This window comes from Saonia sp. (assembly GCF_056326165.1).
The window spans coordinates 74,461-98,421 of record NZ_JBWFBN010000006.1; the positions used below are offsets into that span (position 1 = coordinate 74,461).

General features: G+C 37.3%; 19 protein-coding genes. 8 read left to right on the forward strand and 11 right to left on the reverse strand.

Translation table 11 applies throughout. From position 1 onward, the window contains the following. Positions 1-85: 85 nt before the first annotated feature. A complete protein-coding gene (locus AC000W_RS07310; protein WP_474747231.1) occupies positions 86-958 on the reverse strand; it encodes a hydroxypyruvate isomerase family protein in 873 nt (290 codons plus the stop codon). A 46-nt stretch (positions 959-1,004) separates the two neighbouring features. Between AC000W_RS07310 and AC000W_RS07315 the strand changes: the two genes are divergently transcribed. The 6 genes from AC000W_RS07315 (at position 1,005) to AC000W_RS07340 (ending at position 8,220) form a co-directional block, all read left to right on the forward strand. Further along, positions 1,005-1,247: a DUF3820 family protein gene (locus AC000W_RS07315; protein WP_474747232.1), complete on the forward strand. Its 243-nt coding sequence runs from the start codon at positions 1,005-1,007 to the stop codon at positions 1,245-1,247. A gap of 49 nt (positions 1,248-1,296) precedes the next feature. Next, a complete protein-coding gene (locus AC000W_RS07320) occupies positions 1,297-2,931 on the forward strand; it encodes a CTP synthase (protein ID WP_474747233.1) in 1,635 nt (544 codons plus the stop codon). A 76-nt stretch (positions 2,932-3,007) separates the two neighbouring features. After that, the gene (gene yidC / locus AC000W_RS07325) at positions 3,008-4,861 is read left to right on the forward strand and encodes a membrane protein insertase YidC (RefSeq protein WP_474747234.1); all 1,854 of its coding nucleotides are present in this window, start codon (positions 3,008-3,010) and stop codon (positions 4,859-4,861) included. 309 nt (positions 4,862-5,170) lie between these two features. Next, on the forward strand, positions 5,171-5,569 hold the full coding sequence (locus AC000W_RS07330) for a DUF6515 family protein (RefSeq protein WP_474747235.1): 399 nt from the start codon (positions 5,171-5,173) through the stop codon (positions 5,567-5,569). 431 nt (positions 5,570-6,000) lie between these two features. Continuing rightward, a complete protein-coding gene (mnmA, locus tag AC000W_RS07335; RefSeq protein ID WP_474747236.1) occupies positions 6,001-7,191 on the forward strand; it encodes a tRNA 2-thiouridine(34) synthase MnmA in 1,191 nt (396 codons plus the stop codon). An 87-nt stretch (positions 7,192-7,278) separates the two neighbouring features. Further along, positions 7,279-8,220: an NAD(P)H-dependent flavin oxidoreductase gene (locus tag AC000W_RS07340; RefSeq protein ID WP_474747238.1), complete on the forward strand. Its 942-nt coding sequence runs from the start codon at positions 7,279-7,281 to the stop codon at positions 8,218-8,220. Here AC000W_RS07340 and AC000W_RS07345 read toward each other — a convergent pair whose 3' ends face one another. Beyond that, positions 8,221-9,291 (reverse strand): alpha/beta hydrolase family protein, encoded by a 1,071-nt coding sequence (locus AC000W_RS07345; protein ID WP_474747239.1) that lies wholly within the window; start codon positions 9,289-9,291, stop codon positions 8,221-8,223. Positions 9,292-9,469: 178 nt separating this feature from the next. On the opposite strand from AC000W_RS07345, the gene AC000W_RS07350 reads away from it, so the two are divergent. Continuing rightward, a complete protein-coding gene (locus AC000W_RS07350) occupies positions 9,470-11,173 on the forward strand; it encodes a GMC oxidoreductase (RefSeq protein ID WP_474747240.1) in 1,704 nt (567 codons plus the stop codon). Positions 11,174-11,176: 3 nt separating this feature from the next. Next, positions 11,177-11,767: a gluconate 2-dehydrogenase subunit 3 family protein gene (locus AC000W_RS07355; RefSeq protein WP_474747241.1), complete on the forward strand. Its 591-nt coding sequence runs from the start codon at positions 11,177-11,179 to the stop codon at positions 11,765-11,767. 48 nt (positions 11,768-11,815) lie between these two features. Here the strand turns inward: AC000W_RS07355 and AC000W_RS07360 are convergent, their stop codons facing one another. From AC000W_RS07360 to AC000W_RS07400, 9 genes are all read right to left on the reverse strand, one after another. Then, the gene (locus AC000W_RS07360; protein WP_474747242.1) at positions 11,816-12,709 is read right to left on the reverse strand and encodes an NAD-dependent epimerase/dehydratase family protein; all 894 of its coding nucleotides are present in this window, start codon (positions 12,707-12,709) and stop codon (positions 11,816-11,818) included. Between the two features lie 76 nt (positions 12,710-12,785). Next, complete coding sequence (locus AC000W_RS07365; RefSeq protein WP_474747244.1) at positions 12,786-16,217, reverse strand: HEAT repeat domain-containing protein; 3,432 nt, start codon at positions 16,215-16,217, stop codon at positions 12,786-12,788. Positions 16,218-16,349: 132 nt separating this feature from the next. Further along, on the reverse strand, positions 16,350-17,168 hold the full coding sequence (locus AC000W_RS07370; protein WP_474747245.1) for a sterol desaturase family protein: 819 nt from the start codon (positions 17,166-17,168) through the stop codon (positions 16,350-16,352). A gap of 72 nt (positions 17,169-17,240) precedes the next feature. After that, the gene (locus AC000W_RS07375; RefSeq protein WP_474747246.1) at positions 17,241-18,242 is read right to left on the reverse strand and encodes an SMP-30/gluconolactonase/LRE family protein; all 1,002 of its coding nucleotides are present in this window, start codon (positions 18,240-18,242) and stop codon (positions 17,241-17,243) included. Between the two features lie 23 nt (positions 18,243-18,265). Beyond that, positions 18,266-19,078, reverse strand: coding sequence for a dioxygenase family protein (locus AC000W_RS07380; protein ID WP_474747247.1), 813 nt, complete (start codon positions 19,076-19,078; stop codon positions 18,266-18,268). Positions 19,079-19,152: 74 nt separating this feature from the next. Continuing rightward, positions 19,153-20,703, reverse strand: a complete 1,551-nt coding sequence (locus AC000W_RS07385; RefSeq protein ID WP_474747248.1) for an FAD-dependent oxidoreductase — start codon at positions 20,701-20,703, stop codon at positions 19,153-19,155. 2 nt (positions 20,704-20,705) lie between these two features. After that, on the reverse strand, positions 20,706-21,083 hold the full coding sequence (locus AC000W_RS07390) for a hypothetical protein (protein WP_474747250.1): 378 nt from the start codon (positions 21,081-21,083) through the stop codon (positions 20,706-20,708). Between the two features lie 44 nt (positions 21,084-21,127). After that, positions 21,128-21,760: a DUF2306 domain-containing protein gene (locus tag AC000W_RS07395; protein ID WP_474747251.1), complete on the reverse strand. Its 633-nt coding sequence runs from the start codon at positions 21,758-21,760 to the stop codon at positions 21,128-21,130. Continuing rightward, on the reverse strand, positions 21,757-23,946 hold the full coding sequence (locus AC000W_RS07400) for a M28 family metallopeptidase (RefSeq protein ID WP_474747252.1): 2,190 nt from the start codon (positions 23,944-23,946) through the stop codon (positions 21,757-21,759). Before AC000W_RS07400 ends, AC000W_RS07395 begins: the two co-directional genes overlap by 4 nt. Between the last annotated feature and the right edge of the window lie 15 nt (positions 23,947-23,961).

The window sequence follows — 23,961 nt, forward strand, 5'->3', positions numbered from 1 at the left end:
TTGCAGGTAACACATAAATATGTGCAAGTTTTATACTTATATCCCACCCATTAGGGGCAGCTATACGCAACTTTTAAGTATTTTATTACACATCACAAATGGTAACCCCTTGCTTTAAAGCAGCAATTTTGTCTTCCCATGAAGGAATAAATTCCTGTGCTACATACCCTTTAAAACCAGTGGCAATAATGGCTTTCATAATAGCAGGATAAAATAGCTCTTGTGTTTCATCAATTTCATGCCTACCTGGATTACCGCCAGTATGGTAGTGCCCATAATATGAGTGGTATTCCTGTATGTTCCTTATAACATCTCCTTCCATAATTTGCATATGGTAAATGTCATAAAGTAGCTTAAAGTTTTCTGAGCCTAATCTTCTGCAAAGTTCAACCCCCCAAAGTGTATTATCGCACATATAGTCTTTGTGATCCACTTTGGAATTTAAGAGCTCCATCTGTAAAACAACCCCGTGCTCTTCTGCCAAGGGAAGTATTTGTTTTAGTCCATCAACACAATTGTTTAAACCTACCAAATCGTTCATTCCATTTCTATTTCCACTAAAACAAATAAGATTGGTATAGCCCGCTTCTGCAACCCTCGGAATCATTTGTTGGTAATCTGCAATTAGCTCTGCATGTAATTTGGGGTCGTTCCAACCTTCTAAAATCCCTTTCCCAGCACCCCAGCACATAGAAGCATGAATATTATATTTTTTCATTAACGGCCATTCCTCTGGACCTACCAAATCAATGGCTTTGATTCCCAGTTTGTTAAAATGTTGTAACAACTCTTCAAAAGGAATATCGTTATAGCACCAGCGGCAAGCACTATGATTAATATTGCCTTTTAACTCGGTTGTTTCCATTATTGTGGTACTTTCGGCAGCTGTAGCTGTTTTGCATGCCATAACCCCTACAGAAGCCGCGGCGGCAGATGTGATAAAATTTCTACGTTTCATTGGTAAGTAAATTGATTTCACTAAAGATATCTTTTTAAATTTAAAAATGGAAATTCAACCAGATAAACAAAAACTTATAGAGCTGGCCCACTACAGAATGCCATTTGGAAAATTTAAGGGCAGATATTTGGTAAATTTACCAGAACCTTACTTAATTTGGTTTAGGCAAGAAGGCTTTCCAGATGGAAAACTGGGCAACTTGTTAGAAGCCATGTTAGAGATTAAAATAAATGGATTGGAACCTTTAATTAGAAAAATTCAGAAAGATTTCCCCATGGATTCTCGTTGATTTATTCTGGCAATGTGTATCTTTACACCCCGTAACAGGATAATTAAATATGTCACAAACAAAGTACATTTTCGTTACGGGAGGCGTAACATCCTCTTTGGGAAAAGGAATAATTGCAGCATCTTTGGCTAAATTACTACAGGCCAGAGGATATAAAACTACCATACAAAAACTAGACCCGTATATTAACGTTGATCCTGGTACATTAAACCCATATGAACATGGGGAATGTTATGTTACAGATGATGGTGCGGAAACCGATTTAGATTTAGGGCATTACGAACGTTTTTTAAATGTAAGAACATCGCAGGCCAATAATGTGACCACAGGTAGAATTTACCAAAGTGTTATAGAAAAAGAACGTAGAGGAGAATTTTTAGGCAAAACGGTACAGGTAGTACCGCATATTACAAACGAAATAAAAGAACGCGTTCAGCTTTTAGGGAAAAGTGGCGATTATGATATTGTCATCACCGAAATTGGTGGTACAGTGGGGGATATAGAATCCTTACCATATATAGAAGCTGTGAGACAGTTACTTTGGGAATTGGGTGATAATAATGGCATAGTAATTCATCTTACCTTAGTTCCCTATCTTTCAGCTGCTGGGGAATTAAAGACCAAACCTACCCAGCACTCTGTTAAAACTTTAATGGAAAGTGGAATAAAGGCAGATATACTTGTATGTAGAACAGAACATGAGATTTCTGATGATATAAAAGAAAAGCTTGCCTTGTTTTGTAATGTTAGAAAAGAAGCAGTAATACAGTCCATAGATGCTTCCACTATTTATGATGTTCCAATTTTAATGCAGGAAGAAGGGTTGGATACAGTTGCTTTAGCAAAATTAAACCTTGCCGATGATAAGGTCCCGGATTTAACACATTGGAATCAATTTTTAGAAAAGCACAAAAATCCAAAAAATGAAGTTACCATTGGGCTTATTGGTAAATATGTAGAGCTTCAAGATTCTTACAAATCTATCTTGGAATCTTTTATACATGCAGGTGCTGTCAACGAGGTAAAGGTGAACGTAAAGTCCATTCACTCGGAACATATTTCAAGGGGTTTTGATAATAAAATGAAGAACTTGGACGGTATTCTTGTTGCTCCGGGTTTTGGAGAACGTGGTATTGAAGGAAAAATAAAGGCAGTACAATATGCTAGGGAAAAGGGTATTCCATTCTTAGGAATCTGTTTGGGAATGCAAATGGCGGTTATAGAAAGTGCTAGAAATGTTTTGGGACTTTCCAAAGCAAATTCTACTGAAATGGATGAAAACAGCCCACACCCTGTCATAAATTTAATGGAAGAACAAAAGAGTGTTGTTAATAAAGGAGGTACAATGCGATTGGGAGCATGGGATTGCGAATTGGCAGATGGCAGTTTGGTACAAAAGGTATATGAAGGAGCAAAGGCCATATCAGAAAGACATCGCCATCGTTATGAATTCAATAATGATTATAAAGAACAAATAGAGGCTTCGGGCCTTATTGCTTCTGGGGTTAATAAAGAAACTGGTTTGGTAGAAATTGTGGAATTACCTTCCCATCCATGGTTCATTGGGGTGCAATACCATCCAGAATATAAGAGTACCGTTGCCAATCCACATCCACTTTTTGTGGGGTTTGTAAAGGCTGCATTGCAATTTAAAAAACAACAAAGTAATGCCAGTTTGGCATAAAATGCACATTTGGGCATATATTTGCAAACTTAAAAGCAGAAATTACCGAGCGTAAAATAAACTAGAGCTTATTTAAATGGAAGAAAAGAAACTGGATATAAATTCTATTATTGGATTTGTACTGATTTTTGGGATACTCATCTTTATGTTTTACCAAAATCAACCAACACCAGAAGAAATAGAGGCAAAAAAAGCTGAAATTGAAAAAGTTGAAGCTGAGACCAAAGCTGCAGAAGTTGAAATAACTAAATCTACACCTGCCACAGCAGTTAATCTTCAAGATTCTACAGTAGTGGCAAATTATAAAAGCTCTTTGGGAGCTTTTGGTTTTACAAATCCGTCTGAGGGTACAACTGTATTAGAGAATGATTTGGTGTATTTGGAGGTAAGCAACAAAGGAGGTCAGATTATAGAGGCAAAAATGAAAAATTTTGTCACTTATGATTCTGTTCCTGTATATCTTGTAAAAGATGGCAACGCTTCTTTTGGGCTTAACTTTTCTACATCGGACAATAGGGTTCTAAATACCAAGGATATGTTTTTTGAGCCTTCTATGTCCCAAAATGGGGACAACCAAGTGCTTTCTATGAAGGCGAAGGTGTCCGCTAATCAATTTTTGGAATATAGGTATGAAATGAAACCAAATGATTATTTGGTAGATTTTACGGTGCGCTCGCAAGGATTAAATGGAGTTATCAATAGTAGCAAACCTGTAAATTTGGAATGGGATGTTAAAGGCATTCGCCATAACAAAAGCGTTCAATACGAAAACAGATATACTAGGTTAACTTATAACCATGATGGTGGAAAAATAAGCAAGCTCTCTGAAAGTAGTGATGACGAGGAAACCGAGAAGGAAGTAAAATGGCTATCCTATAGGCAGCATTTTTTTAGTGCTATTTTGGCAACTAAAACTCCTTTTTCTTCAGCAGATTTAACTTCTGTAAATTTGGTTAAGGAAGAAGATAAAGCATTGGCATATACCAAAGAATATACTTCTAAGGCACCATTAAATCTAGAAGGTGGGGAACTTTCGCAGAATATGAACTGGTACTATGGTCCAACAGATATAAAAGTACTGTCACAATATAAAGAATTGGGCCTAGTTGATTCCATTCCTTTTGGATGGGGAATTTTCGGGTGGATTAACAGATATTTGTTCACACCACTATATACGTTTTTAAGCTCTTTTCTTCCTTATGGTATTGCAATTATTGTTATGACTATTTTGGTTCGTTTGGCTATGTCGCCATTAACGTATAAGTCTTACTTGTCTCAAGCAAAAATGAAGGTGTTAAAGCCAGAAATTGCCGAAATCAATGAGAAATACAAGGACAATGCTATGAAAAAGCAGCAAGAGACTATGAAATTGAACAGTAAGGCTGGGGTAAACCCAATGAGCGGATGTATGCCGGCATTGTTGCAAATGCCAGTTTTCTATGCGCTTTTCATGTTTTTTCCTACCTCATTTGCATTAAGGCAGAGAGCATTTTTATGGGCAGATGACCTTTCGTCTTATGATGTGATTGCGCAATTGCCTTTTAAAATACCATTTTATGGGGACCATGTAAGCTTGTTTCCAATACTGGCCTCGGTTGCCATTTTCTTTTACATGATGATGACCACTGGGCAAAACATGCCGCAACAACCAGGTATGCCCAATATGAAGTTCATTATGTATTTATCTCCATTGTTTATGTTGATATTCTTCAACAATTATGCGAGTGGATTAAGTCTGTATTACTTTGTATCTAACCTAATTACAATAGGTATTATGTTGGTTATTAAGAAGTTTATTCTTGATGATGATAAAATACATGCGCAGATTCAGGAGAACAAGAAAAAACCCAAAAAGGAGAATAAGTTCCAAAAGAAAATGAGAGAAATGATGGAGCAAGCAGAAACTCAGAAAAAAGCTGGAAAACGATAAGTTATTCCATTCATGATAAAAAAAAGCATCTTATTTAAGATGCTTTTTTTGTGGAGAAGACCCAGATATTTTTTAAAACTTGAAATTTGTTATGTTAAACCTTTTTTGGCTAAAATAGTCAAACAAGAAAATTGTAAAAATTGTTTCTATGAAAAATTTAAAGTTTGTTATAGTATTATTTATGGCTATATTTTTCTTTCCTGCTTCTAGTATAGAAGCGCAAACGGTAATAACCCAAAGGAAAAAGTTGTAAAAGTTCGTAAGGTCAAAAGAAAGGTCAAAAGAAAGGTAAGAAGACATAAGAGAAGGGTGGTTCGTAGAAGGCTAAGGCGTTTACCCGCAGGGACTACTTCCATAATGTACAGAAAAGTTGCATATAGACCTGTTGGAGGAATGTATTTTGTGGCCAGAAAGGGAGTGTATGTTAGAACTTTTCCTCCACGTGGTTTTAGGCTTCGTGTGTTGCCAAGAACAGCTGTTAGACTTATGGTAAGAGGGAAAGCATATATGTATGCAGACGGTCTTTTCTATAATCAAGTAGGAGAAGATTATGAAGTTGTTGCACCGCCAAAAGGTGCAGTTGTATCAGAACTACCAGAAGATGCCCAGGAAATTGATTTTGAAGGTGTTTCCGCGTACGAGTTGCATGATGCTGTTTATAAAATGATAGAGGATGGTTATGAAGTAATAGATGTGATAGAGGAATAAGATTTTAATACTTAATAAAAATCAAAAAACCCCAGCCATAATGGTCGGGGTTTTTAGCATTAACTAGGTTTAATTTGGTGAGATTTGGGACAGCTAATATTTCACTTTTCTTTATTTTAAAAAATTAATAGTTGTAAAGCATCCATATTTGTATGCTAAAAGATATTCTTATGATGTATGGAAATTTGTTCCTACATTTTAAAATAAAAATCCGATGTACAGTTCATCGGATTTTTCATAAAACAATTAAACTAACAACTAAGATTTTGGCTGAAGAGGGACAATAAATTATGTGTTTAAAGTAGTAAGAAATTCTTCTAAATACATGAATCTATTTTTAAGGATAGGTTACTGTAACATTAAATATGGTATTGCATCACTAATAGATTATGGGGCGATTATTTTGTATTTTTGTACCCAGTTTATAAAAAATGAAAAAAGTAGTTGTTGGACTTTCAGGTGGAGTAGATTCCAGTGTGGCGGCATACCTTCTTAAAGAGCAAGGGTATGATGTTATTGGCCTTTTTATGAAAAATTGGCACGATGATTCCGTTACCATTTCTGATGAGTGCCCATGGTTAGATGATAGTAATGACGCTTTGATAGTAGCTGAGAAATTGGGAATTCCTTTCCAAACGGTGGATTTAAGTGCCGAGTACAAAGAACGTATTGTGGACTATATGTTCAATGAATATGAAAAAGGAAGAACTCCTAATCCTGATGTGCTATGTAATCGCGAAATAAAGTTTGATGTCTTTATGAAAATTGCATTGCAATTGGGTGCAGATTTTGTGGCTACGGGCCATTATTGTAGAAAGGGAACTATTACAAATGGGGATGGTTCTGAAACCTACCAATTACTTGCAGGTGCGGATGAGAATAAAGACCAGTCTTATTTTTTATGCCAACTATCACAACAACAATTGGCAAAAACATTGTTTCCTATTGGAGAACTGCAAAAACCTGATGTGCGTAAAATTGCTGCTGAAAATAACTTGATCACGGCGGATAAAAAAGATTCTCAGGGCTTATGTTTTATTGGAAAAGTACGTCTGCCAGACTTTTTGCAGCAAAAACTAAAACCAAAAAGAGGAGTAATAGTTGAGGTTCCTTCTGATTTGGAATATTATCAGAAAGCGGTTCCTGTGTTTAATTCAAAGAATGAAGAACTGGCTTATTTTTCTGAAAAACCTGAATATCATATAGAAGACGGTAAAGTGCTTGGGGAGCACCAAGGAGCACATTATTTTACAAAAGGACAACGAAAAGGATTAGCTGTAGGTGGTACCAAGGAACCATTGTTTGTTATAGATACCGATGTTGATAAAAATGTAATTTATACAGGCCAAGGAAAGGAACATCCTGGGTTGTACCGTAGAACATTATTTGTTAGTAATGAAGAATTGCATTGGGTAAGACCAGATATGGCTTTGGATGTTGATGGGGTTATGGAGGTTATGGCACGTATTCGTTATCGCCAAGCTTTATGTAAAGCAACTATTTATAAAGTTGATGCAGGCCTTTATGTAGATTTTAAAGAAAAACAATCAGCAATTACAGAGGGTCAATTTGTCGCTTGGTATCTAGATGATGAGTTAATAGGTTCAGGAGTTATTTCTTAAAACAAGAATTGTCATTCCTGCTTATAGAGGAATCCATTTATATAGTAACAATTTATAAATCCTTGCCTTCGCAGGAATGACAAAAACATGCAAAACAGAATTACACAACTCTTCAATATTAAATATCCTATCATCCAAGGGGGAATGGTTTGGAACAGTGGTTGGCGATTGGCATCGGCAGTTTCCAATGCTGGTGGATTGGGACTTCTGGGAGCTGGTAGTATGTATCCTGAGGTATTGCGAGAACACATTCAAAAATGTAAAAAAGCTACTAATAAACCTTTTGGAGTAAATGTGCCCATGTTGTATCCGGATATTGAAAAATTGATGGATATAATTATTGAAATGAGGGTTAAAATAGTGTTTACGTCTGCTGGAAATCCAAAGACTTGGACATCCTTTTTAAAAGAAAAAGGTATCACAGTTGTTCATGTAGTGAGCAGTGTAAAATTTGCAGAAAAAGCACAACAGGCAGGTGTAGATGCCATAGTTGCCGAAGGTTTTGAGGCTGGTGGTCATAATGGTCGTGATGAGACTACAACTTTGACTTTGATTCCAGCAGTAAAAGAAAAGATTAAGATTCCAATTATTGCTGCTGGTGGTATAGCATCAGGAAAATCCATGTTGGCGGTAATGGTTTTGGGAGCGGATGGCGTACAGGTTGGGAGTCGGTTTGTGGCCAGTTATGAAGCTTCTTCACATGATTTGTTTAAACAAAAGGTTGTACAGGCTGGAGAGGGTGATACAAAATTGACATTAAAAGAATTGGCACCCGTTAGATTGATAAAGAACAAGTTTTATGATGAGGTGCAAAGGGCATATGCAAAGGGAGCTTCAGTTGAAGAATTAAGAGAATTACTGGGGCGAGGCCGGGCAAAAAAAGGCATGTTTGAAGGCGATATGGAAAATGGCGAATTGGAAATAGGGCAGGTTTCCGCTCTCATCCATGATATAAAACCTGCCGCCCAAATTGTGGCGGATATGATGAAAGAGTTTGAAGAGGCTAAGAAAACAATTTCCAAACTTTAACTATTCACAATTCACACTTCTTGGGTTAAGCGCATCGTTACAAGGAAATGTATAAAAATCTTGTTCATTGACCGGTGAAGGATTATCTGTAACAAATAAAGGCACTAAGGTTTCACCATTAAACGAGGGCATGGCAATTTGAATATCTGAACCATTCCCCAGCGCCACATTTTTAGCGGAAGTATTGCCGTTAAAAGAATAATCAATTAAGGCATCTAACAAACGGTATATACCATAATAATCATAGGCATCAAAAATTACGCTATTTGGTAGATTGTGGTCCGCAGTATAACTGTACCCATCTATTTCATCAGATTGTACCATAATGTAATCCTTTTCACTATTGGCAATGTTTATGTTTTCAAAATAATCAATCGCCATTCTATGGTCATTGGCTTCATCATCTTCGAATACTTGCACAATCAGTTTTGTGTTTTCGGGAAAACTTGTCAATTGCATTTCTGTCAGTTGGTAGGCGTACCACGGGGCATTGCTATAAATAAAACGTCCATCTTCACCCCAGCCCATTTCAACAAAGCCCTTATGTCCCAATCCAAAAGATGCCCCACCACCAAAGGAATGCCCAATAAAGCCTACTTTTTTGGTGTCAATGAGATTTGGGTAATCGTTCACAGCTTTTTCAAAACCTGCCCAAAGAATATCGTAACGGTCATCAACGGAAGGGGCCAGGGTTGGGTAGGGTACAAAGACCAATACATACCCTTTGCTGGCTACAAAGTTAAAAAGCCCATCCAAGCGACTACTATCATTTCCGCCATAGGGATGCGAATAAAAAAGGGTAGGAAGTGCAGAAGTCATATCGGATGGATGAAAAACCTCCACATCTTTATCTTCATATAATGGGTTTGTGAAAATGGTTTTGGTTACTGTTAGAGAACCATCAACTCCGTACCCAGAGGTCGGTTTAGAAATGGGTCCATCTAAATTGCTTACTATTGGTTCAGTTTCTTGCTCAGATTCTTCATTTGGCTCAATAGGAGCATTGTCATCTGATGAACTACAAGATAGAATGGTAAGCACACAGGCAAATATCCAAAGTATATTTTTCATAGCAGGTGTTTTGGGTTTTTATAAAGATTAGACTAGCTAATAGATTGCTGGTTTAATCTTATGAGTATTAAAACTTTAAATGTTCTGAAATAGTATATGTTTTTCGATGAATAACTTTTATAAATAAATGCCTTTTAATTTCTTATCTTGAAAAGCAGAAAAGAAATCAAAATTATTAATGGCATATTTAAATATTGAAGCTAAAAAAGAGAACACTTACGATGCAATAGTTATTGGCTCGGGCATTAGTGGTGGTTGGGCTGCAAAAGAACTCTGTGAAGGTGGACTAAAAACCTTGGTTCTTGAAAAAGGAAGGGATGTAAAGCATCTACAAGATTATTCTACAATGAATGATGAAGCTTGGGATTATGAACTACGAGGGGCACTTACTCATGAAGAACAAAAAAAGCATCGTGTGTTTTCTGAAGTGGGTTGGGCAGGAGCAGATAACAAACATTTTACGGCCAATGATGCCGATAATCCATATACCGAAGTAAAACCATTTGTTTGGATGCGTGGTCACCAAGTGGGTGGGCGTTCCATGCTTTGGGGGAAACAAACCTACCGTTGGAGCGATTTGGATTTTGAAGCCAATGCCAAAGATGGTCATGGCGTGGATTGGCCCATTCGCTATAAAGACATAGAGCCATGGTATACTTATGTAGAAAAATTTGCTGGAATTTCTGGAGAAGCGTTAGGGTTACCACATTTACCAGATAGTCATTTTCTACCTCCAATGGAACTCAATTGTGTGGAAAAACATACCAAACAAAAAATTGAAGAAAATTTTGACAGGCATTTGATTATTGGTCGGGTTGCCCATTTAACTCAACCGCTTAATGGACGTGGACAATGCCAGTACAGAAATCGCTGTTCTCGTGGCTGTCCATACGGAGCTTATTTTAGCAGTATGGCTGTAACATTACCGGCTGCTGAGGCTACCGGGAATATGACGTTGCGACCACATTCTATTGTGTCTTCCATAATATACGATGAGAAAAAAGAAAAAGCAACAGGCGTACGTGTCATAGATGCCGAGACCAATGAAGAAATAGAATTTTACGCTAAAATTATATTTACAAATGCCTCGACCCTGAGTACAACTTCTATATTCTTGAATTCAACTTCTAACCGTTTTCCCAATGGATTTGGAAACGATAGTGGTGAATTGGGCCATAATCTTATGGACCACACATACAAAGTGGGAGCTATGGGAGGTATTGAAGGTTTTGAAGACAACTATTATTCAGGTCGTAGACCTAACGGAATTTATATTCCACGTTATGTGAATTTGGATGAAAAAACCAAGTCGGATAAATTTTTAAGAGGTTTCGGCTACCAAGGAGGAGCTGGTCGCTCTGGTTGGGGCTCGGGGGTAAACAACAATGACTTTGGTGCCGATTTTAAGGATAATTTGTTTAAACCAGGAGGTTGGGGAATGTTCTTGACTGGTTTTGCAGAATGTTTGCCGACCCATGAAAACATGGTGACCCTTAACCATGATGTAAAGGACAAATGGGGCTTATCCACTTTGGCAATTGATGCGGAGTTTAAAGAGAATGAACTTGCTATGAACAAACAAATAAAAGATGATGCAGCCATTATGTTAGAAAAGGCCGGTTTTAAAAATATTATGGCTTTTGATAGTAAAAGCCCTCCAGGGCATGGGGTACACGAAATGGGAACGGCCCGTATGGGGCGCGACCCCAAAACATCGGTTCTTAATGGTTTTAACCAAGTACACGCTGCCAAGAACGTTTTTGTGACAGATGGCGCTTGTATGACATCGAGCTCTTGTGTAAACCCATCATTGACCTATATGGCAATTACGGCACGGGCTGCGAATCATGCCATTGAAGAATTAAAAAAACAAAATCTGTAAGTTATGGATAGAAGAAAAGCACTTAAAAATACAGCCATGTTGGTTGGAGCAACACTTTCTAGTGGAACACTTACAACCATGTTACAATCTTGTCAAAGTCAGAACCGATTGGATTGGACACCGCAATTTTTTACGCCAGAACAAGCGCTAGTAGTTTCCGAAATTACTGAAATGATTCTACCACGTACCGAAACGCCTGGTGCCAAAGATTTAAAAGTTGATATTTTTGTGGATTTGATGTTTGAGAAAACGCTGTCTCCAGAAGATAAAGAACATGTTTTAGAAGGATATGAAAAATTCACTGCTACATGTGAGGAATTGTATGGCAAGTCTTTCTTAAAAATGGACAATGAAGAACGTGCCGAGGTACTAAAAAAAGTAGGAGAAGAGACCAATACCTTTGTGCCCACGGTTTGGGGAAGCAAGTTAGAGGCACAACCGACCTTGGATTTTTACCGAAGAGTAAAACAGTTTACACTTACGGGCTATTTTACTTCTGAAGAAATTGGAAAAAACCATTTGAGGTACGACCCAATTCCGGGAAATTACAATGGCTGTCTTCCATATAATGGAGAGAATATTTGGACTATTTAATACGTTTCGTCATTGCGATGGAGAAAAGAATGAGGCAATTTCATGACCTTAGTCCCATTTTAAATAGTTGCGCCAGTTGTGTTGTTCTTTAAAGCCCAAAACTTCACGGATTTTTTTATTTGAAAACAAAGCTTCGTGTTCTTCCAATTCTCTAGAAATTGGTACATTGGGGAAGAACTTTTCAATTAATTCTTTATTTGTCAGAACGGCACCATTGTGGTCGTTACCTGCATTAAAAACCTGATAACCAAGCCCGTCTTTTTGCAAGCATAAATCTACAATCTGACCCAAATCGCGAGCATCTATGTAACAAAAAGCATTTCTACGGCGTACTTCAGGTTTCTTAAAATAATGAGGGAACAGTTCGGTGTATTCATGAGGTTCAATCACATTTCCGATACGTAATGCATAAATATCAAAACCTGAGCGTAGTTGAAAACTTTGTGCTGTTTTCTCATTTACCACCTTAGACAATCCATAACTATCCATAGGGTCAACTTCATAATCTTCTTCTAAAGGCAGTACTTTTGGGTCGGTTTCTCCATCTGCAAAACAAATTCCATAGGTGGTTTCAGATGATGCAATAATGATTTTTTCAATCCCAAGTTTAACCGCCGATTCAATTACATTATATGTACCAATTGTATTGACTCGAAAAGTTTCGTTATCTGGTTTTATTAAAATTCTGGGTACAGCTGCAAAATGTATAACGGCATCAAACTTTGGTATGCCATTACCTAGTTCCAATTCATGCAAGCCCGTGTAGGAACTCATAGCGTTAAACATTTGCCCAGAGTCTGTAATATCTGCTATTAGATTATCTACCCCTGGGTAATCTAAAGGCGTTAAATCTACATTTAGTACGCTATGTCCTTGGTCTAACAGGTAAGGAATTATATGCTTTCCTGCTTTTCCAGAACCTCCTGTAAATAGTATTCGCATTGCTGTTATTTATTTGAATTTTCTTGTAGCCAACATTTGTAATATAGTAACTAGTTACCATATTTAGTGTTTTAAATCAATGCGACATAGCCTCACGTTTATTTTCTACCTTCAATGTAGACAAGTATTCAATTAAATCACGTAATTCTCTTCGTTCAATTAAAAGACCCATTGCTGGCATTCCAGAAGGGTGGTTCATTCTTTTATCTATCCTAGAAGTTGCCACTACTAAAGGTTCTGCGTCACTGGTACGTAACGTTATTTGCCCTTGTGTTTCTTCTTCTAAAATACCTGTAACTACTTGCCCATCTTTTAAGGTGAGTGATACACTACCATAGCCAGGCGCTAAACGTTTTCCCGGTTCTATTAATGCTTCTAATAGCTGCTCTTTGTTTAGGATGTTACCAATGTTGTCTAGCTCAGGACCTACTTTACCACCAGTACCGCCTACCGCATGGCAACGTACACATTGTGCTGTAGGGTTGTTGGTAAATACTTGCATTCCTTGCCATCTACGGCCACCTTCTAAAGTTTCTTGGTAAGCGTCTGCCGTTTGCCCACTCTTTTTTATGGTGCCCAATTGTGCAATTAAAGGTGCAGATTCTGTAGCTTCAACAGCTTCAATTAAATCTAGCAGTACTCCTTGTTGCAACTGGTTTCTATTTGCTTGGGAGATTAAACTGCTAAGTACGTCACTACTTTTTTCAGTTGGCATTTCACCCAATACACTAAGTAAACGTTGTTGTTCTCCAGTAGAACCTCTTCTGAATACTGGGTTTACAATGGCAGGTAGTTTTTCTTTAGAAATATCCAATTCACTAATAAGTCCAACTGCAGCAGCCCGTACACGCCAGTTTTCATCTTGCATTCCCACTTTCATGGAATTTTCAATATTGGCATAATTTAATCCGCCTAAAGCAGCTAACATGGCACCACGTACTTCGGGTGTTTTATGGCTCGTCATTATTTTATGCAACTGATCATTATAGCTTTCAATTCCTAAAGCACTTAAGATTTTAGAAACACCAACAAGAATATCGGGGTCTTTATCGGCAAGGAAAGAAGGAATATCAGCTTCAATTTTTTGTTTTACCAAATTTGCATCTCTTGTAACTTCGCCTCTAAAACGCCCAGTTACCCTATCCAATGTTGATGGCGATGCCCATGTGCCAATAGTGGCTAATGCCTCACCTCTTAATACACTAGGAACATCTGTTCTTTTTGCATAAGCAATAAGATTATTTAGTTGTTTGTCTTCACCTACACGTAAGGCTGCATTTATGGCTCTACGCATTAAAGGTTCTGAAGTAAATTTATTTTGATTCAACAATTCTGCCAAGGCCGGTAAGGCTTCTTTAATAGACCAATCATCGTTAATGGCCCTTGCAGCTTCAGTTACAATATATTCATCTGTATCATTTAAAAATTGTGCTACAAGTGGGCTTTGTAATCTGCGCAATACCAATACGGCAGCAATCCTAAGGCTTCGGTTTTCATTAGTAGCTAAAGCAGCAGTTTCTGATTCTGCTCCAATACGGCTTAAAGCCAGTACCGCTGCATGCCTTAGATATACATCTTTGTCTGCATTGGCAACAACCATATTTAATAATGGTTGTATAGCGGCATTATGTTCTATTCTTCCTAAAGCTTGAGCAGTAAAGAATTTAACGCGGTCATTTTTATGCTTTAATAAAGGAATTAGAGCAGAGCCTGCTTCTATGTATTTTACATCACCTAATATTTTAGCAGCCTGAGCAACTATTTCTGCATCTTGGTCTTGTAATAGTGCCATTAGAGGTTCTGCTTTGCCCGCATTTTTCCTGGCAATTTGTCCAATGCCCCAAATGGCATGGATTTTTGCGAGTTGATTTGTTTCTTCTGTCAGTACATTTTTTAAAGCTCTGTAGCCCCAAAAGGTGCTTTTTGCCAATTGAAACTGTGCTTTTTGACGAATACGCATATCCGGATAGCTTAAAAGTGCCACTAACTCATCATTGGATTGGTCGCTATAATCCAAAGCCATGAGACGTTTGGTTTCTTTACGTTCTGCTTCTAAGTCGTTTTTATCATCAGCAACATCTAATTTCCAAACACGGCCTGCATTATTAGTGCCCCATCCGTTTATCCAATCCGCAGCGTATAAGGCACCATCAGGACCAAACTCCAAACCAGTTGGTAGAATGCCACTAATCATATTGTCATCATTATTCAGTTCAAAACCAGCTCCGCTAGGTTTTAAATCAAAGGACCAAATGTGCGAGAGACTTGGGTCGCCAACAAACTCAACCAAAAAGAATTTGTTTAACCAGTCTTTTCCCAAAGCTGTTCCAGGATTGTAAACCATACCCGTTGGACCATTGTGAAAATTTGCAATAGGAGGAATTATATAGGCAGCCTGACCTTCCCATCTTGGTGTGTATAATTTTTCATCCATCCAAACCTTATAGCCATTGTTTTTTGAGTCCACATACTTTCCGTACTGCCAGTTACTTCTCCATCCTGCATCTGCTCCTTCAACAATATAAACCAAACGCTCACTTTCGCCACGATGGTCGCCGTCATTATCTGAGGAGATAATATTACCATACTCATCAAAAACAAACTCGTGCGTATTACGAAGTCCTCGAGCAAAAATTTCAAAATCAGAACCATCAGGATTAGCACGTACTATCACTCCTTGGTTTGGGTATTTATGGTTTACACCATCTACGGTAAGGTTGGCACCAATATCACCAATTCCCCAATAAATTTTGCCATCTGGACCTTCAATAGCACCAGACATTCCGTGACCACTAAAACCAATATGTACGGCAAAGCCATGTGCCAATGAAGTCTTAGTATCCATTACCAAATCTCCATTGGTGTCCGTTAAACGCCACATATCTGGACCAGCACCCACAAACATATCATTGTCTCTTACCAAAAGAGCTCCTGCAACATCGGTAATTTCTGTGTTAAAATCGTTTACTACCCGGGTAGAAACATCGGCAAGGCCATCCTTGTTTTTATCTTCTAACATCCACACTTCTTCCTTTTCAATAAGGAAATCACGCCAATCATGAATGGAATCTTTGTTTAAATCTTTTAGCCAAGAATTTTCTTCACTTTTTTCTGGTGCAAAAGTCTCATGCAAAAAAGCACGACGGTCTTCTACTGATTGAAAACCAATGGAAGGAATCATCCAATCTTGGTAAGGTCTAATATCAAACTCAGAATTTTTTTGCCTATTGGTACGTGTAATATATACACGACCTTCATCATCTATGTCCATAGCAATAGGGTCCGGAGCTAAAGAATCTGATGCCCACAAGGTAAGTGTTAAACCTTCCGCTATAATAGGCGAAATATTTGCTCTAGCTTCTTTGGCGGCAAGTAAACCATTCACTGAATCTTCTACTTTGGTAAGTGGAATTTCTGTTGGAATTTTTGGTGTGCTGTCACAAGCTAAAACGATTGAGAATAAAATAAGAAAGGATAGGGGGTAACGCAGTACAGATGCTACTTTCATTTGATGGTATTGTTAGTTATTTTTTAAGGTTTATAAAAGTAAGAAAATGAACTCGAAGGGAAAAGAGGTTTATGAATGGTTTAACTACAATTTTTTCACTTTTTGTAATTAAAAAAACCTATGGACTAATTGTTAGTCTATATCATCAGATTTTATTCTTTTTATAGCTATAAATGGGCTTTTCATTAAATATAAAAAGGTCTGTTTATTATCTTCTTCAAATTCCACTAAACCATATTTCATTTCTTCAACAGGCATCTCTTTATAAGTGCCAAAAATGCGGTCCCAAATAATAAAAATATCCGCATAATTTGAGTCCGTATATTTTTGCTCTTGCTGATGATGTACCCTATGATGGTTTGGCATTACAAACAGTAATCCAAAGGTAGAATTTATCCATTCAGGATATTTAAAGTTTGCATGCTCAAAAAAGAAAAAAATGTAAAGGACAAAATAGTATAGAGCCATAGAAAACAAGTCAGTACCAAATATAGCAGCAGTTACAATATTTCCTGTTTGATAAATTAGAATTAACTCTAAAGGATGAAACCTAAATACTGTGGAAGAATCCATAGTTGTGTCACTATGGTGTACCCTATGCAGTCTCCATAGTATAGGAACTTTATGGGATGCTCTATGTATCCAATAAGTAGTTACATCATAGAACATAACACTAATAATAAGTTTAATCCAAAAGGGTAATTCTATTAGATATAAAAGACCTATTTCATTAGTGTTTAACAATTCAATGCTATAAACAACAATGGTAATGCAGAAAATATTTAAAAGAACAAGTGTTATCTGAAACAAAATATTTTGAAAAAGATGTTGCCCTCTTTTCTTAAAAGAAAAAGGATTTTTTAAAACTTGTTCTAGAGTAAAGAACAATACTAGTAAACCTATAATAATATGGTTTGGGTCAATGTTTAAAAGTTGGTTTAGAAATTCCATTTGTTTTGGTTAATTTTTTAGAGAAATGTCGCCCAATTTATTGAATATTGGCACGTCTTTATTTAGCAAGTGTTAAAACCCTTTACCAACCGTTTTGGTTTGTATTCTGCAGAGATACATATCAGCAGTAATGTAAAGAACAGAACCATCATTACCCCAATTAACATTGGCAGTTGCTTCTCCTGTATCTATTCTGCCTAGTAACTTTCCTTCTGGAGAAAGTATCAATATGCCTCCTGGACCTGTGGTAAAAATGTTGCCATTCTTGTCTGTTTTAAGTCCATCTGGCAAACCTTTTAAGCCTGTTTTTACCATGGAAGTAGCGTCAAAAAGCAATTTGCCTTTTTCCAATTCGCCATTGGGTAAAATATCATAAGCCATAATATATGCCGCATCTGGGTCTGATTGCGCCACATATAAAATACTTTCGTCAGGTGATAAGGCTACACCATTGGGTCTATTTAAGTTTTGAATGGCAATATCAACATTGCCAGAAGCATCCACTTTATAGACCCCAAATAAGTCAATTTCTCTGGTAGGTGCATTTTCCCTATCTGGCAATCCATAAGGAGGGTCCGTGAAATAATATGTACCGTTAGAAGCTTGTACTAAATCGTTTGGACTGTTAAAACGTTTGCCTTGCCATGTATCTGCCACAGGGAATTTTCCACCACCACCGTTGATAGGCATACGTGTAACACGACGGTCTCCATGTTCGCATGCCACCAGTTCACCATCATTGTTTATGATTAAACCATTACTTCCCGGTTCAAAACTATAAGGCAAAATGCCTGTATAACCAGAAGGTTTTAAGAACGTACTTAAGCCTTCGCCTTCCTTCCATTTAAAAATGGTGTTTTCAGGAACATCGGAAAAGAGAATAAATTCCCCTTCTTTAATCCAAACAGGACCTTCTGCCCAAGTAAAGCCTTCTGCTAGAACTTCAATTTTGGCATTTTCATCTATAAGGTCATAGAATTTTGAGTCTTCTACAATTAGTTCACCAATTGTTTTTTGTTGTGCGAGTAGGGCAAAAGGTGTTGCCATAAGTACAAGTATTAGTTTGGTTTTCATTTTGCTAGTTGTAATAAATTTTTTCAAGCTTCTTTTATTCCAATTTTTGCAGTTGCCACTAAGGCGCTATTGTCATTTAAAGGACCTTTTGTAGTTAAAATTAATCCATTAGCTTCATCATACATATCCAAAGCAATATCATCTTTAAACTGTATCGACGCTTTACCATATTTTACGTAAGGTTCTAATGTGGTGTAAATGGTATTACAGGTTTCGTTTTCAAAATAAAATTGAGTGGTCAATTGTTCAACTTCATCAACATATATTTTTGCATGAATGTGGGGTACTCTACCATCATACCAACCGGGAAAAATAGTATTGAAAGAAACCCAACCATCCGCATTGGTTTTTTGTCTTCCTCGTAAAAATCGATTGTCGTTTATTGGGTCTACATGAAATTGTCCGTTGACTATCTTACCATGTTCTTCTTCAAACAAATAACCCTTCCATACATCGTGTGAAATTTCTTCTGGATAGCCACTATAAACTCCTTCGGCATCACAATGCCAAATATCTACCACGGCATTTGCCAAGGGGGTGCAATCTGGTTGTCTGATTACTTGAAGGCGTAAATTAAACGGCTTACCTTGTTTATCTTCTGTGATGTCACTACGCTCGGGCGAAGGATAAAAAAAAGGACCTTCCGTTTGTTCAGAAGTTAGAATACAAGCGGCGTCCATGTCTGACGGAGCATGAGAAAGCAAATTAGAGTCAAAATCTGCAGCATATAAAGTTTTCATGAGAATAGGCCGCCTAAATATCCATGCCAGTAATGCTAGAATTCCCACACCACTTAAAATGGCATAGATAAATTTTCTTCTGGATTGTTTTGTCATGATGGTTTGATTTTTTGGTTAGTTAGCACTCCACTTTTATCAGTAAAAGAATGGAGCATAACAAGATAGATAATTTATCTTAATTTAAAACTGTTCAATTTATCCTTTATGTGCTGTGATAATCGTAATGATAATGCTACTAAAGTCAATGTAGGATTTGGAGCTCCAGACGTTGTAAAGCAGGCAGATCCAGCAACAAATAAATTACTAATACCATGAATTTTGCAATTGGAATCCACAACCCCTTTTTTGGGGTCATTGCTCATTCTTGTGGCACCCATATGATGCCATCCAGCATTGGTACTATCTGGGAACGTATCATCATAGGGGTCTCTTAAGAACTCATTCAATTTAATTCGACCAATTCCGGCAATGCCCACTTGTCGTCCTAAAATATGATAAATGGTTCTAATGCTTCTTTTGTCCAAAGACGTCAGTTCCCAATGTAGTTGGGTTTTAGGTACCCCCAGGGTATCTTTTTCTTTTGAAAGCGTAACTCGGGAATTAGGATTGGGCGCTTGTTCTATGCGAGTATTTAATTGAAAAGCCTTTCTAATACTTCCTTTTTCTTCTTTTGATGCTTCTCCAGCATTGTCGTAACTCTCATTAAGTTTTTCCCTGCTTTTCCGTGGGTCTTCATTTTGCCAAGTTTCCATTTTAGGCTTAAGGTTTTTGGCAAGGGTAAGTCGACTTAAGGAAACTGTACCATTTAAAATCTTTTCTTTTGTTTGAACTTCTTCAGTCAAGGCCAATTCTGCACTGGACTTTGTTATTCCATAATGCCACCTATATAAGTCGGTCGGAAACCTTTTGAACAACCATAATTCTGCTGATGCTACCTCCAAATGCTCCATAAAATAACGACCTACTACATCATTGTCATTACCCAATCCTTGTGGTGCTTGGGAGTTGGATGCAAGTAGAAGTCGGGCATTTTGAATAGCGCCACATGCCAAAATAAAATGTGTAGCTCTTACTTTATGTGTTTTTCCTTGATGATTTTTTACGGTTACTTCTTTAACTTTAGATACATTTTCATGGGTCAAAATATCAACCACATTGGCATAAGTATATAGCTGTATATTTTTTGAATCGATAATCGTTTTATTGTACAATTGCCCAAAGCGAGCCTGACTAAATTGCCACATTTTATTCCAGACCACTTTTTTGTCCAATGGAAATGGGTTTAAATCTGGAAGTTCTTTGTTCCAATAATCATATTCATAGTTATATGGACCAAGTTGTAAAGGTTTATGTGCCTTTGCATAAAAGGGGCCCATGTCTTTTTTTGTAATGGGCCAACCACTATCTGGGACCCAATCCCTTTTTTTAAAATCCACATCATCAAAAGGAGAACACATTCCTGCCCAATGTCCAGTAGTACCTCCAAAATAATGTAATCTGCTAGATTTAAGTGGGTAGTATTTTTGCCCGGTAGTTTTGCCCGAATATAGCTCTTGGACTTTATCATCATATTCAAAACCACCACCTTCCAAGAGAATAACTTTATGGGGGGAATCCATCCAATCTAATGCAATGCTTATTCCTGCCGCTCCTGCACCAATAATACATATGTCACCTTCTATCACTGAATTGTTTTCAAGATGTCTGGCATCAATATGCATGGTTAGGAATTAGTTTGTTTTAAATAATAAAGAGCACATTGGCGAGCTTCGGTAATTGATAAAAACCAACCGTCAACCATAATCATTCTTCCAGAAGTATAATCATCCTGAATAACCTTATTCAAATCTGATTTATTTGAGGTAACACTATTGGATATTAATTTAGTGAGTGTCTGTTCCTTATTTTCCTCGGGATTTTGTTCTAAGTATAATTTTCCAATTTCTAATAGTGTAGTGTTATCCCATATGGATTTAAGTTGTTGAGGTTTAGAGAGTAAAGTATTATCAGCTTTATTTTTTTGTCTAAAATAATACCAACTAGGTATGGCTATAATAGTAGCTCCAGAAGCAGTTAAAAGGAAGAATTTTCTTCTTTTCATTTTAGATGGCTTGGTAAAGGCAAGATAATCAATTTATCTTATGATTATAAGCTAGTTTTTAGTCTTCGAACAATAAAAAATTCAGCTATTAAAATATTAGGAACCCAACATAACCAAGCAATAATTCTATAGGCAGGGATAAATTCCAATTTAAAACCTGCAAGAAATATAGGTAAATATATCCGCAATGTTACGGCAGCAAAACAAAGTGCATAACTGCGAATCATCCATCTTTGGTGTGAATTTATGTCTTTTCGTTTTATGGTTAGGTACGCCATCGCGGTGGTGTATAACCAAAGTATTGCCAAAATGCAAAACCCAAATACCGAAATGATACCTCCCGTGGCAAAAAAGGCAATAACCAATCCTGCAATACCACTTAGTAGTACTGAAAACACATAGATTTTACCCAGAACTCTATGTAGATTCAATCTTTTTTTTCTCAATTTTTTAAAGAACTGTGAAAATCCTGATAATAATGCCAATCCACCTAGAAAGATGTGGGTATAGAATGCAAAGAGGTAGGCATTGTTGGCAACTAGAGTTGCAGTCTTGGAGCTCAAAAGAGACTGGTCAGCCGGGAGCATGGTAAAAACAATTGGATACAAACCAATGAAAATGGCAAATACAGTCAAAAAAACATAACCAGTTGAAACCTGTAGTTTTTTTATACTCATAACGCAACCATACTTTTTATGTGCTTGTCAAAGTTTTTTAGGGTTTCTGCCAAAAGGGTAATTTGCTCTTGAGCTTCTTTCCAGTTTTTTTGTTCAATAGCTTCTCGTACTCCAGGTAATGTTTTTACACCATAACCTGTATAAAACCCAGGGGCATAAATTTGGTGCTTGTACCATGACCTTCTTGGAAGTCCAGTTTCACTAGTCAAAACATGTTCAGACTGCATGAGCAGTTTATTTAATTCCGTTAATTTATTTTTTGAAAGCTCTGTAAAATCTTTGGATGAAAATTGGTTAACAGTTGTTTTGATTTCATCCATAATATTTTGCAAGGGAGTAAAATCCAAATGTGGAATTCTCTCTTTTCTTTTTGGTTGAACAAAAGGCTTTGTTGGGTCAGCTGCTAATTCATAAGCGTTTTTATCCAACAATTTGTTATGTTTAGCTACATTAGTTCTCATAGTCTCACAGCCTTTCATTATCTGATCAAGATACATGTTGATAGTAGAGTGCCATTGTTTGAACTCAAGGGGCAGAACATCTGCATTGGCCATACGAAGAACAATACGACCTGCAGTTTTTGCTAAGGTTATTCCGTAAGCAAATTCGGGGTCTTTAAAGCGCTTGTAATGAGCATAAGTGTCATAAATGGTATGATATTCTCCACCTGCATTTTCTCCACCAAAACCTAGATTAAGGGCGGCTATGCCAGCATGTTGAATAAAAGGGGTATAATCTGAACCAGAACCTAAAGCATACAAATCAAATTTATCATTACCCCCATTTACCATATTTACTGCAATTCTTCTATCATGAATGGAAACTCCTTTTTGGGGGTCAGTTACTGCTTGCGCTACTTCACCTACCATAGCCTGTAAAGAGTGTGAACCACCAGCTCCTAAAAACCCTCTACCATTGCCATCGGTATTAATATATGCCACTACCTTGTTCTGTAATTCTTGTTTATGGTCCTCTACCCATTCTGTAGAACCAATAAGTCCTGGTTCCTCTGCATCCCAAGCACAGTAAACTATAGTTCTTTTGGGTTTGTTGCCAGTGTTGGCCAATTCACCAACGGCACGAGCTTCTTCCATAAGTGCAACCATCCCGCTTACTGGGTCTGCAGCACCATGCACCCATGCATCATGATGATTACCACGCATTACCCATTGGTCTGGAAACTCAGAACCTTTCATTGTTGCTATTACATTATATGCAGGTTTTAGCTGCCAATCAAATTCTAACTTTAAATGAACTTTTGCAGGTCCAGGTCCAATATGATAAGTTATGGGCAATCCACCTTTCCAAGAAGCTGGCGCAACCATACCATCCAAAGCCTCTAATAAGGGTTGAGCATCCTCATAAGAAATTGGCAAGACTGGTATTTTGGTAATTGTGGGAGCATCTTTTATTTCTAATCTTTTAGCATCTTTTGTAGCACCATAACCTGGTGTAAGTACATCTCCAGGGTAGGTGGGCATATCCATGACTGACCCTCTTTGAACACCAGTTTTATTTTTAAAGGCTCCTTTTGGGTATACATCTCCGCGTACGTAACCATCATCTTTTGGGTCAGAGTAAATAATACAACCAATGGCTCCTTTTTCTGCGGCTAATTTTGGTTTTATACCACGCCATGACCCAGCATATTTGGCTATAACAATTTTACCCTTAACATCAATTCCCAATTTTTCCAATTCCTCATAATCACTTGGAATACCATAGTTGACAAAAACCAATTCCGCTTCTACATCTCCATCGGTAGAAAAAGCATTGTAGCTTGGTAAAAGATCATCTCCTTGGGCAGTATAAGAATCGCCCTCAACAGGAACGGCTGTTAATTTTGCTGTATAGGTTGTGGGGGAAGTGAGTTCCAATACCCGAATTTTTGGATAAGGAAAGAGTACATGGTAGGTGTCTGTCTTGGTTTCATATCCCCAAGATTTAAATTGTTTGGCTATCCATTCTGCATTTTTCTTTCCATATTCTGTTCCAACATAGTGAGGTTTGGCAGCCATAAGTTTCATCCACTCTTCCAAATTTTCAGCAGAAAGCTTGGTATCAAATTTTGCTTCCAAAGCGAGCTGATTTTTTGCATTTTCAGTTGTAAAACCGATTAAAGTTTCTTGTGCTTTAATTTGATAAATAAAAAGAAGTGCTAAGAGGCTAAAAAAGAGATTTTTCATGAGTGCTGCTTTTAT